Source organism: Endobacter medicaginis (assembly GCF_014192375.1).
Classification (GTDB): Bacteria; Pseudomonadota; Alphaproteobacteria; order Acetobacterales; family Acetobacteraceae; genus Endobacter; species Endobacter medicaginis.
Genome location: NZ_JACHXV010000001.1, coordinates 116,704 through 131,813, shown reverse-complemented (window position 1 = coordinate 131,813; position 15,110 = coordinate 116,704). Strand labels below are relative to the sequence as shown.

The following is a 15,110-nucleotide window of genomic DNA, read 5'->3' as shown; positions in this document are numbered from 1 at the left end:
GGTGCGATGGTCGACGGATGCGCAGACATCTTCTCGCCCTCGCCGGACTGCTTGCCCTGGGTTGTGCCACACCCGTCACCGCCCTCGCCCAGGACGCGGCCCTCACGCCGGCCGATCAGGGCTGGATCGACCGCATCCAGGACACGCTGAACGGTATCCATACGCTCAAGGCCCGCTTCCAGCAGACCGCGCCGGACGGGCGCACCTCGGAGGGCACCGCCTGGCTGGACCGGCCGGGGCGGATGCGGTTTCAGTATGATGCACCCTCGCCACTGCTGCTGACGGCGGCGAACGGCCAGGTGGTGTTCCAGGACCGCCAGCTCGACCAGACCACCAATATCCCGCTCGACAAGACGCCGCTGGGACTGCTGCTGCGCGATCATCTGACGCTGTCAGGCGACGTGCATGTGACGGGCTTCCGTCACGCGAACGGGTTCCTGACCGTGACGGTGGTGCGCACGGCGAGCCCCGGCGACGGCTCGCTGACGCTGGTGTTCACCGATAATCCGGTGAGCCTGCGCGGCTGGACGGTGATCGATGCGCAGCAGCGCAGCACCGCGGTACGGCTGTCGGACGTGGCGACGGGCGGGACGTTCCCCGACAGCCTGTTCCAGCCGGCGCCCGAGAAAGGCTAGCCGCCCCAGCGTGTGCGGGCGGCGGTGATGATGGTATCGTCGGGAGCGGCGGCGGCGAACAGCTCGAGCGAGGAACGCAGCTTCAGCGCGTCGATGCCGCCGAAGATGCGCTCGGCCGGCTGGGGCGGCAGGGCGTCGAGGATCCGCAGCGCGTCGCGATAGCGCGCACCGAGCACAGGGTGTGCAAGGTAGGCGCGGGCCTCTTCGATGCCGGAGAGCGCATAGCGGCGCGACATCTCGCTGTGGCCCAGCCCGGCGGCCTGCGGGAAGATGAACCACATCCAGTGCGTGTGCTTGGCACCGCCGCGCAGTTCGCGCATGGCCTGCTCGTGGACACCTCCGGACTGGGCGGCGACGAAGCGGACGAGGCCGAAGGGGTCGTCAGCCGAAGCGTTCGACGAGTTCGACATTGTTCTGCATGGCGGCGAGGGATTTGGCAGTATTGCCGGCGTGGTCGGCGATCGAGGGGTCGCCGCCATGGGCGAGGAACAGCTCGATGATGTCGTCGCGGCCGAACATGGCGGCGGTCATCAGCGCGGTCTGGCCGGCACCGTTGCGATGGTTGACGTCGGCGCCACGCGCGATCAGCAGTTCGGCGATCGGCAGATAGCCCTTGAAGGCAACGCCCATCAGCGCGGTGTTGCCGGCGAATTCCGCAGGTCCGTCCGGACACGCGCCGCGATCGAGCAGAAGCCGCGTCGCACCTGGCTGGTCATTGTAGCTGGCGATGATCAGCGGGCTGAAGCCGCGGCTGTCGAGCACCTCGATATCGACGCCGGCGCGCAGCAGCGCGTCGATCACGTCCTCGCGCCCCTGCCGCGCGGCATCGAACATCATCTCCACCATCCGCTCCATCGGCGGCAACGAGGTGGCAGGCACGGGGTCGGTCATCGAGCATCCTCTCGCGGGCGTGAAAGAACCAAGACCGGTGCTGGCGAGTCAGAGGCGCCGCGCAGGCGATCGCCATCGGATGGCCGCCAGGACCGATCTGTCACGCGGAAATCCGCAGCTTGATGGGACCGGTGCGCTCCAGCACGCTGATCGCGACCTCGCCGGCGATGCGCCGCACCACCACGCTGATCTTCGACTCATCGTCGATGCGCAGATTGTAGAGCGTCATCTCGTCGAGGAAGTCGGGCAGGCTGGGGCGGTCGAAATGCACCGTGGTGGTCGACGGCTCGAAGCGCAGGCCGAGGGTCGCCTGGATCAGGGCCGGGATGGTGGCCGCCGCCCAGGCCTGCGGCTCGCAGGCCACCGGGTAGCGCACCGGGTTCTCGCCGCGCTGGCGGGCGAAACCGCAGAACAGCTCCGGCAGGCGGCGATGGTTGAAGCTCAGCGCGCCGGCGAACAGGCCACCGAACAGCTTCGCCGCCTCGTCCTTGAAGCCGTAGCGGGCGAGCCCCTGCGCGATCAGCGCGTTGTCGTGCGGCCAGACCGAGCCGTTGTGATACGACATCGGATTGTAGCGCGCCTCCCCCATGGCGATCGTGCGCACGCCCCAGCCGGAGAAGAACGACAGGCCGAGCAACTGATGCGCGACCATCTCGCCACGCGCCTGGGTGGCGATGCCGGTAGCGAGCGTGTGGCCGGCATTGGACGAGCGCACCTTGCACGGACGCTTCTTGCCGTCGAGCGCGATGGCGTAGGTACCGATCTCGTCAATCCAGAAGGCGGCGTTGAAGGCGTGCTTCAGCGTCTCGGCCTCGGCGTCGAGGCGTTCGGCGAAGGTGGCGTGACCGAGACGACGACCGATCTGCGCGCCGGCGCGCTTGGCGGCGTAGACATAGCCCTGCACCTCGACAAGCGCGATCGGACCCTCGGCCAGCGTGCCATCGGCGTGGAAGATGGAGTCGAAACTGTCCTTCCAGCCCTGGTTGACGAGGCCGTTGTCGTTGCGTCGGCCGTATTCGACGAAGCCGTCGCCGTCACGATCGCCGTATTTGTCGATCCAGCTCAATGCGCGCTCGATATTGGGCCACAGCCCGGCAATGGTGGCGACGTCGCCGGTGCGGTTGAGATATTCACCGGCCAGCATCACGAACAGCGGTGTGGAATCGACACTTCCGTAATAGCGGCGGAACGGCACCTCGCCGAGCTCGGCCATCTCGCCATGACGGACCTCGTGCAGGATCTTGCCGGGCTCGGCATCGGCGATCGGGTCCTCGCGATCGGCCTGGTTGGCGGCGAGATAGGTGAGCACGCCGCGGGCGACCGAAGGGTCCATCCACAGCATCAGCAGCGCGGTGATGATCGCGTCGCGGCCGAAGGCGGTCGAGTACCAGGGCACGCCGGCATAGGGGAACGGACCGGTCGGCTTGTTGGTGACCAGCATGTAGATGTCGCATACGCAGCGACGGATCGCCTCGTTGAAGATCTCGTTGGTGGTGGCAATCGCGGCCGCACGGGCCGAGGAGATGCGCAGGTCGCGGCGCATCTCGACCATCGAGAACAGGAACGCGTCGTCCGGTGCGTGGGCGGGTCGACCCTCGGGATTACACGCGATCTCGGTGTAGATCAGCGCGCGCTCGCCCTGGGCCAGGCTGAGGCGGAAGGTGGCGGATTTCGCATCCAGCCGTGTGGGCGCGGGGTGGAAGCGGATGCGGGTGGTGCGGGTGAGGTCATCGAGCCCGGTATAGGAAAGCTCGACCTGATCGGTGCCGACCACCGGCGGATTGTGGGTGCCGTGCCGGGCGCGCTTCGTGCCGCGCGCCTCGAACAGGTCGGCGAAATCGGCGGCGAACACGATGGTGATGGTGATCTCGTGATGGCGGACGTCGAAATTGCGCACCAGCAGCCGGTCGAAGCAGGTGTCGTGCCACAGGAAGCGGTTGCGGCGCAGATGCAGCAGGTCGTGAGCGACGGTGGAGCCGTCGTCGCTCGTCAGGTCGGGATTGGTGAAGTCGCAGGTCAGCATCGCGTTGTCCTCGCGCACCGAGCCGCTGAGCAGGATCGGACGCGCGCCGCACACGGCGAGGTTGAGCGCCGAGAGATAGCGCGTATCGCGATGATAGAGCCCGTCGGCGATGTCGGGGCCCTGCAGCACGTTGCCGGCCTGGTCGAACACGCCGAACGTGTCGCCGCTCTTCATGGGATGCAGCGCGCGCTCCCCGAGATCGGCCGCACTGACCGGATAGAGGTCGTTGAGCGGGTCGTCCGGCTTGCCGGGCGACAGTTTCGGCGCAAGCGGGACGTTCACGACCGCGCCTTCGGCCTCGGCGAGCGACGTTGAGGCGTCGGAGGAGGGAGGAGTGTCCATAACGGAGCTGACCTGCGGCACGATCTGTTGCAGTGCGGGATGTTAGTCCGGGCGAGCGCGAGATAAACCCCCCAAAACGTGCCGATACGCAGGTGGAACCGCGCCACCGGGTGCGAGTTGTGCCCCCATGGGCAAGGCCTATGCCGAGAAACGGGATTTCGACCGCACGCCGGAACCCCCCGGCGGCACGGCGGCGGCACGCGACGGTGCGAGGAGCCTGTTCGTGGTGCAGAAGCACGCCGCGCGCCGGCTGCACTGGGATTTCCGGCTCGAGCACGGCGGCACGCTGTGGTCGTGGGCGGTACCGAAGGGCCCCTCGATGGATCCGGCCGACAAGCGGCTCGCCGTGCATGTCGAGGACCATCCTGTCGACTATGCCGCCTTCGAGGGCGAGATTCCGAAAGGAAATTACGGCGCAGGCACGGTCGAGATCTGGGATCGCGGCACCTGGCGGCCGCTCCAGGGCGCCGATCCGGCGGCGGCGCTGGCGAAGGGCGAGCTGAAATTCGCCCTCGACGGCGAACGGCTGCATGGCGGGTTCGTGCTGGTGCGGATGAAGCCGCGCAAGGCAAAGGGCGACAGGGCGAATGCCGATAACTGGCTGCTGATCAAGGAGCAGGACGACGATGCCCGGCAGGGCGCGGGGGCGGCGGTGCTGGAAGACCAGGCACTGGCCCCGGTGCGGCGGCCGGCCGGCGGGTCGCGCCGCGGCAGGCGCGTCGCGAAGACCCGCACCACGCCCCCGGAGGACCAGGCGCCGCAGCTTGCGAAACTGGTGGCGAGTGCACCATCGGGGCCGGGATGGGTGTCGGAGATCAAATACGACGGCTACCGTCTGCTGGCCCGTCGCGACGGGGCCGATATCCGGCTGATCACCCGCAACGGGCTGGACTGGACGGGGCGGCTCGCCCCGCTGGCGGAGGCGATCGCCGCCCTGCCGGCGGAGACCCTGCTGCTCGACGGCGAGCTGGTGGCGTTCGATCCGAAGGGGCGCACCAGCTTTGCGAAACTCCAGGCGGCGCTCTCCGACCGGCGCCCGGAGCGGCTGCGCTATGTGGCGTTCGACCTGCTGTTCCTCGACGGCGTCGATCTGCGCGGCGAGGCGCTGTCGGCACGGCAGAAGGCGCTCGCCGGACTGCTCGACGGCGTCGCACCCCCGATCGTCGCCGGCGACCATCTGACCTCCGAAGCGGCACGGGTGCGCGACAAGGCCTGCGCGATGGGGCTGGAAGGGATCGTGTGCAAGCGGCTCGACGCGCCCTACCGGGCCGGGCGCGGCGCGGACTGGGTGAAGGTGAAGTGCCACGACCGCGAAGAGTTCGCTGTGTTGGGCTGGACCGACCCGAAGGGCACACGCGGGGGGTTCGGCGCGCTGTATCTGGGCTATCGCGACGCGGACGGACGCTGGCACGGCGCCGGCGGGGTCGGCACCGGGTTCGACGCGCGCCTGCTGGACGCACTGCGCACGCGACTGGACGGGCTCGCCGCAGGGCCGCCGACCGGGCTGCTGGTGAGCGAGCCGCCACCGAAGGGGCTGCACTGGGTCCGGCCTGAATTGGTGGTGGAAATCCGCCATGCCGGCTGGACGGGAGGCGGGCAGGTCCGGCAGGCGGCGTTCCTCGGCCTGCGCGAGGACAAGCCGGCTGACGAGGTGGTGCGCGACCCGCCCGATGGACTGGCGACGCGCAAGCTCGTCGAGCGCAAGACACGGATCGTGCAGGCGGCTCGCCCCTCTCCACGCAAGGCGTCGACCATGGAGATCGCCGGACAGCGCCTCACTCACCCGGATCGCGAGCTCTGGCCCGGGATCAGCAAGGGGGCGCTGGCGCGCTACTGGGAGACGATGGCGGCGGTCGCGCTGCCCGGGATTGCCGGGCGGCCGCTCGCCCTGCTGCGCTGTCCCGACGGAATCAGCGGGGAGCATTTCTTCCAGAAACATGCCGGGCGCGGACAGCCGGACACGATCGTCGAGGGGGCGTTCGACGATGCGCCGTATCTGGCGATCGAGGGGGTGGCGGGGCTGATCGGCTGTGCGCAGATCGCGGCGATCGAGCTGCACAGCTGGGGCTCGACGCTCGACGATCCGGGTCATCCCGACCGGCTGGTGTTCGATCTCGATCCCGGCGAGGGGGTCGCGATGGCCGCGATCGCCGAGGCGGCGCGGCTGCTCCGTGAGCGACTGGAACAGGCGGGGCTGGCGGCATTCTGCCGCAGTTCGGGCGGCAAGGGGCTGCATGTGGTGGTGCCGCTGCGCCCGGAAGCGGGCTGGGATGCGGCGCGCGCCTGGTCGCGGGCCTTCGCAGAAGCGTTGGCAAAGGAGTTCCCGGACCGTTTCGTCGCCGCGACCCGCAAGGACATCCGACGCGGGCGCATCCTGATCGACTGGCTGCGCAACGGGCTCGGCAGCACGGCGATCGCCAGTTTCTCGCCACGGGCACGGGACGGGGCCTGCGTGGCGATGCCGCTGGCCTGGCGTTCCGTCACCGCACGTCTGGATCCATCGACCTATACCCTCGAGACGGTGCCGGGCCGGGTGCTGCGCAAGTCCTGGATCGACCCCTGGGCGGGCTTCGCCGATGCGGCGCGGCCTTTGCCGGTCAAGCGGGACCGCCGATGAGCCGCGGTCCGACACGGGCGATCTGGCGCGGGCAGTTGCGGCTCGCCCTGGTGTCGTGCCCGATCGCGCTGCATCCATCGCGACAGGCCTCGGAGGGGCTGCATTTCCATTTCATCAATCCGGCGACCGGCAACCGGGTGCGAAACGTGACGCTCGACGCACAGACCGACGACGAGCTGGAGCGGCGCGATCTGCAGCGGGGCTACGAGATCGGGCGGGACCGCTACGTGCTGCTCGACGACGAGGATTTCGAGGCGGCGCGGATCGAGACCTCGTCGGTGCTGAAGATCGACAAGTTCGTGCCCACCGGCAGCATCGACCCGATCTGGTTCGACACCGCCTATTACCTCGCCCCGGATGGCTCGGGGCGCGATGCCGCCGACGATGTGTTCGTCGTGCTGCGCGACGCGATCGGCAAGGCGGAGATGGCGGCTTTGTCGCGGCTGGTGATCGCACGGCGCGAGCGGGCGGTGGCGGTGATGCGGCTCGGCGAGGGGATGGTACTTTATACTTTGCACGATGCGCGCGAGGTGGCCGATCCGGCGGCGTTGTTCGACGGGCTCGGCCGGCACAAGGCGGAAGCCGAGATGGTCAAGCTCGCCACCCAGCTCGTCGAGCGCCAGAGCGGCCGCTTCGAGCCGGACGATACCGAGGACCGCTATCAGACCCGGCTGCGCGAGATCATCGCGGCGAAAGCCGAAGGGGCGGAGGTCACGGCACCCGCCGCCATCGAAGAGGATGACAATGTCGTCGACCTGATGGCCGCACTCCGGCGCAGCCTCGGCGAGGACAAACCGGCGAAGAAGCGCAAGGCACGCGCCAAACCGGCACGCAAGGCTGGATGACGTCCCGCCCCCGCACTGGCCCTGATGCGGTGCAGCCGGTATAGCAGGCCGATCGCGGCCGTGCGTACCGTCACGATGACCGCCCCTCCCCGCGCCCACCTACGGAGCGATTCCGAATGAACGTCCAGACCCCGATCAAGCACGACACCGCCGCCGACGGCGATTTCAAGGTGCGCGACCTCGCGCTCGCCGAATGGGGCCGCAAGGAGATCTCGATCGCCGAGGACGAGATGCCCGGGCTGATGGCGCTGCGGGCCGAGTATGGCGACAGCCAGCCGCTCAAGGGCGCACGCATCGCCGGCTGTCTGCACATGACCATCCAGACCGCGGTGCTGATCGAGACGCTGGTGGCGCTTGGTGCGACGGTGCGCTGGTCGTCGTGCAACATCTTCTCGACCCAGGACCATGCCGCATCCGCGATCGCCGCCGCCGGCATCCCGGTGTTCGCCTGGAAGGGCCTCAGCGAGGAGGAGTTCTGGTGGTGCATCGAGCAGACGGTGCGCGGGCCTGACGGTTGGACGCCGAACATGATCCTCGACGATGGCGGCGATCTCACCCTGCTGATGCACGACAAGTATCCCGAGATGCTGGCCGACGTGCGCGGCATTTCCGAGGAGACCACCACCGGCGTGCACCGTCTGTGGGAGATGGCGCGCGACGGCAAGCTGCTGGTGCCCGCGATCAACGTCAATGACAGCGTGACCAAGTCGAAATTCGACAATCTCTATGGCTGCCGCGAAAGCCTGGTGGACGGCATCCGTCGCGGCACCGACGTGATGCTGGCCGGCAAGGTGGCGGTGGTCGCCGGCTACGGCGATGTCGGCAAGGGTTCGGCCGCCTCGCTCGCCGCCTCGGGCTGCCGGGTGCTGGTCACCGAGATCGACCCGATCTGCGCGCTGCAGGCGGCGATGCAGGGTTTCGAGGTGGTGACGATGGAGGATGCCGCCCCGCGCGGCGACCTGTTCGTGACCTGCACCGGCAATATCGACGTGATCACGCTCGACCACATGCGCGCGATGAAGCACCGTGCGATCGTGTGCAACATCGGCCACTTCGATTCCGAGATCCAGATCGGGTCCTTGCGCAACTACAAGTGGGAGAACGTCAAACCGCAGGTCGACGAGGTGGTGTTCCCCGATGGCAAGCGTCTCATCGTGCTGTCCGAGGGGCGGCTGGTGAATCTCGGCAATGCGACCGGGCATCCGAGCTTCGTGATGTCGGCCTCGTTCACCAACCAGACCCTTGCCCAGATCGAACTGTGGACCGCGCCCGAGGGCAAATACGAGCGTCAGGTCTACACGCTGCCCAAGCATCTCGACGAGAAGGTCGCCGCCCTGCACCTGGCCAAGGTCGGCGCGACACTGACGAAGCTGAGCACCGAACAGGCGAAATATCTCGGCCTCGACGCGGCCGGGCCGTTCAAGCACGAGCTGTATCGCTATTGAGCGGAGCCTCGCCGGCGCCGGCTTCGACGGTCTATGTCGATGCCGATGCCTGCCCGGTGCGCGAGGAGATCTATCGCGTCGCGCACCGATTCTCCCTGCCCGTGGTGCTGGTCACCAATGGCAGCCGGCCGATCCGGCCCACCGGATTGCCGTTCGTGCGGATGGTGCTGGTCGAGGACGGTGCGGATCGCGCCGACGACTGGATCGCCGAGCGGATCGGACCCGCCGATCTATGCGTGACCTCCGACATTCCGCTTGCCGCGCGCTGCCTTGGCGCAGGTGCGCGCGCCCTGGCGCCGAACGGCACCGTGTGGAGCAATGACAATATCGGCGCAAAGCTCGCCGGGCGGGCAATATCCGCCCATCTGCGCGAACTTGGCCTGGCAAGCGGCGGGCCGCCGCCGTTCTCCAGACAGCATCGCGCAGCATTTCTCAACGCGCTCGATGCCGAGCTGACGGCCTTGCGTCGGTCGGTGGCCCGGAGCCGGATCGCCCCTGGTCAGTCGTAGCGCCAGTGCCAGTGACGGTGCCAGCGGTCCCATTCCCGGTGGCGATGACGCCACCGATGCGGTGGCGGTGGCGGCGGTAGCCGCCGGGCCCCGGGCGGAGGGGGCGGCGGAGGTGCTGCCATCGGCGGCCCGACAGGGCCGGGCGAAGGTGGCGGCGGTGCCGGCTGCGCAACCGCGCTCGCGGCGCCCAGCGTCAGCATGCCGGTCACCGCCAGGGCGAGGAGGGACGTCAGCTTCAAGGCAGAAACCTCCTGTTGGGTGCGGTCATCAGCCGATGACCGCACCCAACATGAACCAGCCAGGGACAGAGGGCCAGAGAAGCCATGGGGCTCAGAAACCGAGTGGTGCTGCGGCGACCGGCGACGGAGTGAGGGCGGGATGCGCCTCGAGAATGAGGTCTCGCCCGGCCCGCTTGGCCTCGTAGAGCGCCTGGTCGGCGCGTGAGAGCGCCTGCTCCCAGGTCTCGGACGGCAACACGTCGGCGATGCCGCCGCTGACGGTGAAGCGGATCACGCGGGCCCCGAAGAAGACCGGACGGTCCACGACCTCACGCACGACCCGTCTGAGGGCCTCGGGTGCGAGACCGGGCGGCCCGGGCAGCAGCACGACATATTCCTCGCCGCCGAAGCGGCCGATGACCTCGCCGCCGACGAAGGCGCGTTCGAACCGCCGGGCGATCTCGACCAGCACCGAATCGCCGCCGAGATGGCCATGCGTGTCGTTGATGCGCTTGAAGTGATCGACGTCGAGCAGGGCGACGGAGAGGCTGGCATCCTTTCGACCTGCATGCTTGTCGAACAGGTCGCGCACCGCGCGGCGGTTGAGCAGGCCGGTGAGGGCATCGCGCTGGGCAAGCACTTCGAGACGCTGGCGCGCCTCCTCCAGCTCGTGCGTGCGCAGCTCGAGCTCGCGCGTGCGCGACGAGACCTGTTCGGCCAGTGCGTGTCGCTGACGGACCAGATAGGCCGTGCGCCAGCGCAGGGCGAGCCACACGAGACCGGCGATCAGCAACGCGGCGATGACGATCGCCCAGGGGCGACGCCACCAGGGCTCTGCCATCGCGACCAGGACATGCAGCGGCTCCGAGGCGATATGACGCACCGGATCATAGGCCTCGACGAGCAGGTCATGATGCCCGCTGGGCAGGAAGGGGTAGATGGCACTGCCGGTCGGCTGCACGATCCAGTCCGGATCGACGCCCACCATCCTGGTGCGGTACTGGATGCGTCCACCATAAGGGTTGTCGAACACGCCAAGCATCAGGTCCAGGCGCGCCGGAGCATTGGGCAGCAGAGCGCCATCGTACGGTGCGCCGTTCACCGTCTCGCTGAGCAGCGACACCACCGGGAAGTGCGGACGCAGGATGGCGACCGGATCAAGAATATGGGTGACGCCGCTGCTGGTCGCGACCCAGACGGAGTGGTCGACGTCCTCAACGATCCCGTCCGCGGCGACATCATTGCCGATCAGCCCGTCATTGGTGTCGATTGTGGTCCAGATGCCCTTGCGCTCGATGGCGATGCCGGCAGTGGTGCCGACCCACAGATCGCCATTGCTATGCGGCAGTACCGCCATGATCGTGGAGTTCGGAAGCAGGCTGTCGGGGACACGTGTAACCACCGGGCCATCGCCGCGGAGATCCACGCGAAACAGCCCGTCCATCGATCCGACCCAGATCGGCCCATCCGGAGAATGACGCACGATCTCCGGGCTGATCCCCTGTTCGTGCCAGTCACTGACTGTCTGGACAAGCTTGCCATTGGGTCCAAGGTTCCACAATGCGCCGTTGCCGGTGAGCCAGAGCTCGCCGTCGGGATCGACGGCCAGATCGGTGATGGTGAGATCGGGACTGCTGCGGAGCACGGGATCGGTGACAGACGTACTATTGTCATGAATCAGGTAGAGGCCCTTGCCCGTCGCGATCCAGACAGAGCCGTCCGTCGCGACATGGACGTTGGTGAGCATCGGCAGAGTCCAACGACGTGATTGCCCGGTCAGCCTGTCCACGCGCATCAGCGTTCCATCGCTCATGCAGGCCCAGAGCGTATCGTTGCGACCGACCGCGACCGCCTGTGTCGATTGCGACTCCATCCACGGACGTGGCTCGGACCGGCCCACCATGAGATTGAGACCTCCATCGGTGCCGATGAACGTCCGGTCGCCGTCACGGGCGATGGCCCAGGCGACATTGCTCGACAGCCCGCTGTCGGTGGTCCAGCTCTCGGTCGTATCGTAATTGAAATACTGCATCAGCCCGACGGCAAACACACCGACCCAGAGCGAACCCGATCGATCCCGGAACAGCGTCGAGATGTTCAGGCTGCCGACGCTCGGCGCGATGTCGATCCTGAGCCACCGATCTCCGCGCAACATGGCGATGCCATGCCTGGTCTGCGTCAGCAAATCGCCGGTCGGCGCCACGATGACTGCCTGGCTTGCGGCACCGGGTGCACTGTAGACCTGCGCGGGATCGGGAAGATCCACGATCCGACGGACGTGATTGTCTGATCGATCCAGCCAGACCATATGATAGGGGCTACGGGCGATGATCTGACCGGATGGCGTTCGTGCCAGTCCGCCCCAGCGCTCGTTCGGCAGACCGTCGCGCGCCGTCCAGCAGCGCGAGCCGCCGGCGCCGGTCGAGCAAATCTCGCCGGTGGGCAGAGTACCCCACAATGTCTGGCCGTCGGCAAGGATGCTGCTGGCCTGATGAAGCACGTGATCGGCATCGGCCAGTTCGGGGGGCAGCCCGGTCAACTGGGGACGCTTCGGGTCGCTGAGGTCGAGATAGGCGTATCGTGACTGAGTCGCCACGACCATGCCGGCACCATAGGGGGTCATGATGCCGAAACTGACCAGTTGGTCAGTGCTCGAACGGACCTCGAGAAACTTCAGTCGCTGATAGGTCTGTTGCCCGTCATCTCTGGCAACGAGAAGCCTGCCGACCTGGGACCCGACGATGAAACGCCGGTCGGCACTCGCGGCCAGATAGGTGAAGGTCGGCGAGCCCTTGATACCCTGGTTTTCGCCCAGCACGAGAAAACGCTGGCCGTCAAAAAAAAAGGCCCGGCTTTCAGTGTTGACAAAGATTGCGCCACTCGCTGTCTGCAGCATCTGCTGCGGAGTGACATCCACCAGGCCGCGGGCATGGCTGTAGAGGCGTCCGGACAGGGTCTGGGCGTAAGCGGTTGGCCCGGACAGGAAAAGCAAAAAGATGACCAGAGCAATCGCCAACCAGCGAATCGCCATCGCCTGCTGTGGAGCACGATCCAAGACCAGGAGACACCTCGACCTCATAGCGAGATATTACCCCCAGTCGGCGCTGCTCACGATGCTCTTTGGTCGTTCAAACGGACGAACATCAAGGGTCGGGATGACTTCCCTGATCTGGAAAGATCACCCCGACAACGCATTAGTGCGGAACGCCGACGTTGCGGCTCAGGACGGTGATCAGATCAGCGAGAGAACCGGCCATGGCGAGATGCGGGTGAGCGACCACGACAGCGCCCACAACGGCGGCAATCAGACGAAAGTTGCTGTAACGCATGATTGATCTCCAAATATTTGCAAGCCCTTTGCTTGCCCCTGTTGATTATCTAGCAGGATGTTGTTCAGGAAAGCGAGTGTTTTTTTGGCCGAAGTCGAAAAATTCGTGGTACTATTGTCCAATCCGAAATCTGTTTTGCTCCTTACGAAACTCTCATCATAACTTGAGACGAGCGCCCGTACTGTGACATAAGTATTTATAATGAGACGCCTTTCAAGTGACCGTTAGGCGAAAGCTCAGCGTCGAGATCGTGATCGCTCGGGAACAGACAGGGAGGAGCCAGAGGAACGCGTGCCTGCGGCCAGAGGCACGCGCTCGCCCGAGTCAGCCCTTCGGGGGCGGCAGGGTCCGCGAGAGCGCGGGGTCGACGCCCTGATGCTCGTCGATGGTCACGCCAAGCGCGTCGCCCACTTCGGCCAGATAGGCATCGATCACCGCGTCCGGCGCGCCGTCGGCGCGGATGCGGCCCTGGTCGAGCCAGATCACCCGTGTCGTCCATGCGCGCAGCACCGGCATGGCGTGCGTCGTCAGCACCAGGATGTCGGCCTGGCGGACGACGCTCTCGAGACGGTGCTGGGCACGGGCCTGGAAGGCGGTGTCCCCGGCCATGAACCACTCGTCCATCAGCAGCACCTGCGGCGCGATCGCGGTGGCAAGACCGAAGCCGAGCCGGACCGTCATGCCGGCGCTGTAGAAACGTACCGGCAGGTCGAGAAACGCATCGAGCCGGGCGAACTCCTCCACGTCCTCGACCAGCTGGCGGGTGCGGGCGCGCGACAGACCGGCATAGCGGCCCCCGAGCATGATGTTCTCACGCCCCGTCAGCTCGCCGTTCATCCCCTGCCCGGGATCGACCAGGGCGGCGATGGTGCCCTCGACCAGCACCTCGCCGCGCAGCGGCTCGTAGATGCCGGCGAGCGCGCGCAGCAGGGTGGACTTTCCGGCGCCGTTGCCGCCGATCAGCCCGAGCCTCTCGCCGGGCGCGAGCGAGAAGCCGATCTCGCGCAGCGCATGCACCAGCACCACGTCGGAGCGGCCGCCGCCGACGCCGAACCGGTCGGAGGCGGCCCCGACGAGCGATTTCTTCAGGCTGCGCGCACTGCCGTGATAGAGCGGGAAATCGAGCGAGAGGTCACGCACCTCCACCCGTGCCGGACGTATCGCCATCGCGCTCAGACCCAGAATGCCAGCCTTGGGCGGGTGCGGGCGAACATGATCCAGGCCACCGCACACAGCGCCGCGCTGTAGGCGAGGGCCGCCTGCCACACCAGCGTTCCCGGCGCATGCCCAAGCAGCGGCGCGCGCACCACGTCCAGCAGGTCGTGGAAGGGGTTGAGCGGCAGCCACCACCCGCGCGCGCCGAGCTGCTCGGGCTTCCAGACCACGGGCGTGATGTAGAAGGCCACCTGCATCACCGAGGCGACGATCTGCGGCACGTCGCGGAAACGCGCGCAGATGCCGCCCAGCAGCATGCACACCGCCGCCGCGTCCAGCGTCCACAGCGCCAGCCCCGGCAGCGCCCAGAGCGCGGCAAACCCCGGCCAGGCGTGGTAGATCGCGAACACGGCGAACGGCACGACGATGCTGTGCGCCATCACCAGCAGGTTGCGCACCAGCACGCGCACCACCTGCACGAAATGCGGCAGGCGCAGCGAGCGGATGGTCTGCTCCGATTGCAGAAAGGTGGCACACGCGTCCGACACCACCGCGCCGATGCCGGCATTCCACAGCACCAGCGAGACCGACAGGAACGGCAGGTAGCTCGCCAGATCCATGTGGAACAGCGTACCATAGATATAGCCGAGAGCAGCGACCATGATCGCGGTGGAGATGGTCAGCCACAGCGGCCCGAGCGCCGAGCCACGATAACGCAGCGAGATGTCGAGCCAGCCCAGTGTCCAGCCCAGCGGCAGCAGCCTGACGCCCTCGACCACATCCGCCGCGGCAAGTGTGAAGCGCTGCACCCAGCCGAGATCGCCGCGCAGATGCAGCCGGCTCGCGCCGGGGTGCAGGGCGGCCTCTGACGCGGCCAGACTGATGGTCGGCCGGGTGGCGGGGAGCGGATCCATCGCCCTCGCCTAGCCGATCACCCTGTCGCCCGCAACGCCCGGCGCGACGGCCGTTTCAGGGTCGCCATGAAATGACCTCGATATTGCTTTAAATATTTGTTCACTGTAAGCACTTAGACAGATAAGTTGAGCATGTGGCTGAACAGTCTTGGCCCATCCGGCTCCTGATGGACGACAGGCGGCGCCT

Annotated in this window: 13 protein-coding genes; 6 read left to right on the top strand and 7 right to left on the bottom strand. The window is 67.3% G+C overall.

Annotated elements, in window-relative coordinates:
- Window positions 1-17: 17 nt before the first annotated feature.
- Window positions 18-635 carry a LolA family protein gene (locus FHR90_RS00640; RefSeq protein ID WP_176624437.1) on the top strand — a complete coding sequence of 206 codons (618 nt, stop codon included), beginning with the start codon at window positions 18-20 and terminating at the stop codon, window positions 633-635.
- On the opposite strand, the gene FHR90_RS00635 is transcribed toward FHR90_RS00640, so the two are convergent.
- From FHR90_RS00635 to FHR90_RS00625, 3 genes are all read right to left on the bottom strand, one after another.
- Window positions 632-1,045 (bottom strand): DUF1810 domain-containing protein, encoded by a 414-nt coding sequence (locus FHR90_RS00635; RefSeq protein WP_176624439.1) that lies wholly within the window; start codon window positions 1,043-1,045, stop codon window positions 632-634. The two genes, FHR90_RS00640 and FHR90_RS00635, sit on opposite strands and share 4 nt — an antisense overlap.
- Entirely contained in the window at window positions 1,017-1,526 is a 510-nt protein-coding gene (locus FHR90_RS00630; protein ID WP_176624441.1) for an ankyrin repeat domain-containing protein, read from the bottom strand. The genes FHR90_RS00635 and FHR90_RS00630 overlap by 29 nt, the downstream gene beginning before the upstream one ends.
- 100 nt (window positions 1,527-1,626) lie before the next feature.
- The gene (locus FHR90_RS00625) at window positions 1,627-3,891 is read right to left on the bottom strand and encodes an amylo-alpha-1,6-glucosidase (RefSeq protein WP_176624443.1); all 2,265 of its coding nucleotides are present in this window, start codon (window positions 3,889-3,891) and stop codon (window positions 1,627-1,629) included.
- 127 nt (window positions 3,892-4,018) lie between these two features.
- Here FHR90_RS00625 and ligD point away from each other — a divergent pair, with 127 nt between their 5' ends.
- The 4 genes from ligD (at window position 4,019) to FHR90_RS00605 (ending at window position 9,307) form a co-directional block, all read left to right on the top strand.
- Window positions 4,019-6,508: a DNA ligase D gene (gene ligD, locus FHR90_RS00620; protein WP_183274585.1), complete on the top strand. Its 2,490-nt coding sequence runs from the start codon at window positions 4,019-4,021 to the stop codon at window positions 6,506-6,508.
- Window positions 6,505-7,353: a non-homologous end joining protein Ku gene (ku, locus tag FHR90_RS00615; protein WP_176624959.1), complete on the top strand. Its 849-nt coding sequence runs from the start codon at window positions 6,505-6,507 to the stop codon at window positions 7,351-7,353. The genes ligD and ku overlap by 4 nt, the downstream gene beginning before the upstream one ends.
- 116 nt (window positions 7,354-7,469) lie before the next feature.
- A complete protein-coding gene (ahcY, locus tag FHR90_RS00610) occupies window positions 7,470-8,798 on the top strand; it encodes an adenosylhomocysteinase (protein WP_176624957.1) in 1,329 nt (442 codons plus the stop codon).
- A complete protein-coding gene (locus tag FHR90_RS00605) occupies window positions 8,795-9,307 on the top strand; it encodes a YaiI/YqxD family protein (RefSeq protein WP_176624955.1) in 513 nt (170 codons plus the stop codon). The genes ahcY and FHR90_RS00605 overlap by 4 nt, the downstream gene beginning before the upstream one ends.
- Here the strand turns inward: FHR90_RS00605 and FHR90_RS00600 are convergent.
- Window positions 9,298-9,546 carry a hypothetical protein gene (locus tag FHR90_RS00600; RefSeq protein WP_183274584.1) on the bottom strand — a complete coding sequence of 83 codons (249 nt, stop codon included), beginning with the start codon at window positions 9,544-9,546 and terminating at the stop codon, window positions 9,298-9,300. The genes FHR90_RS00605 and FHR90_RS00600 overlap by 10 nt on opposite strands.
- Before the next feature lie 91 nt (window positions 9,547-9,637).
- A complete protein-coding gene (locus FHR90_RS00595; RefSeq protein WP_176623809.1) occupies window positions 9,638-12,343 on the bottom strand; it encodes a ligand-binding sensor domain-containing diguanylate cyclase in 2,706 nt (901 codons plus the stop codon).
- Window positions 12,344-12,521: 178 nt separating this feature from the next.
- Between FHR90_RS00595 and FHR90_RS00590 the strand changes: the two genes are divergently transcribed.
- A complete protein-coding gene (locus FHR90_RS00590; protein WP_183274583.1) occupies window positions 12,522-12,860 on the top strand; it encodes a hypothetical protein in 339 nt (112 codons plus the stop codon).
- Between the two features lie 318 nt (window positions 12,861-13,178).
- Here the strand turns inward: FHR90_RS00590 and FHR90_RS00585 are convergent, their stop codons facing one another.
- Both FHR90_RS00585 and FHR90_RS00580 read right to left on the bottom strand, forming a co-directional pair.
- On the bottom strand, window positions 13,179-14,021 hold the full coding sequence (locus FHR90_RS00585; protein WP_176623805.1) for an ABC transporter ATP-binding protein: 843 nt from the start codon (window positions 14,019-14,021) through the stop codon (window positions 13,179-13,181).
- A 5-nt stretch (window positions 14,022-14,026) separates the two neighbouring features.
- Window positions 14,027-14,923 carry an ABC transporter permease gene (locus tag FHR90_RS00580; RefSeq protein ID WP_176623803.1) on the bottom strand — a complete coding sequence of 299 codons (897 nt, stop codon included), beginning with the start codon at window positions 14,921-14,923 and terminating at the stop codon, window positions 14,027-14,029.
- Window positions 14,924-15,110: the final 187 nt, after the last annotated feature.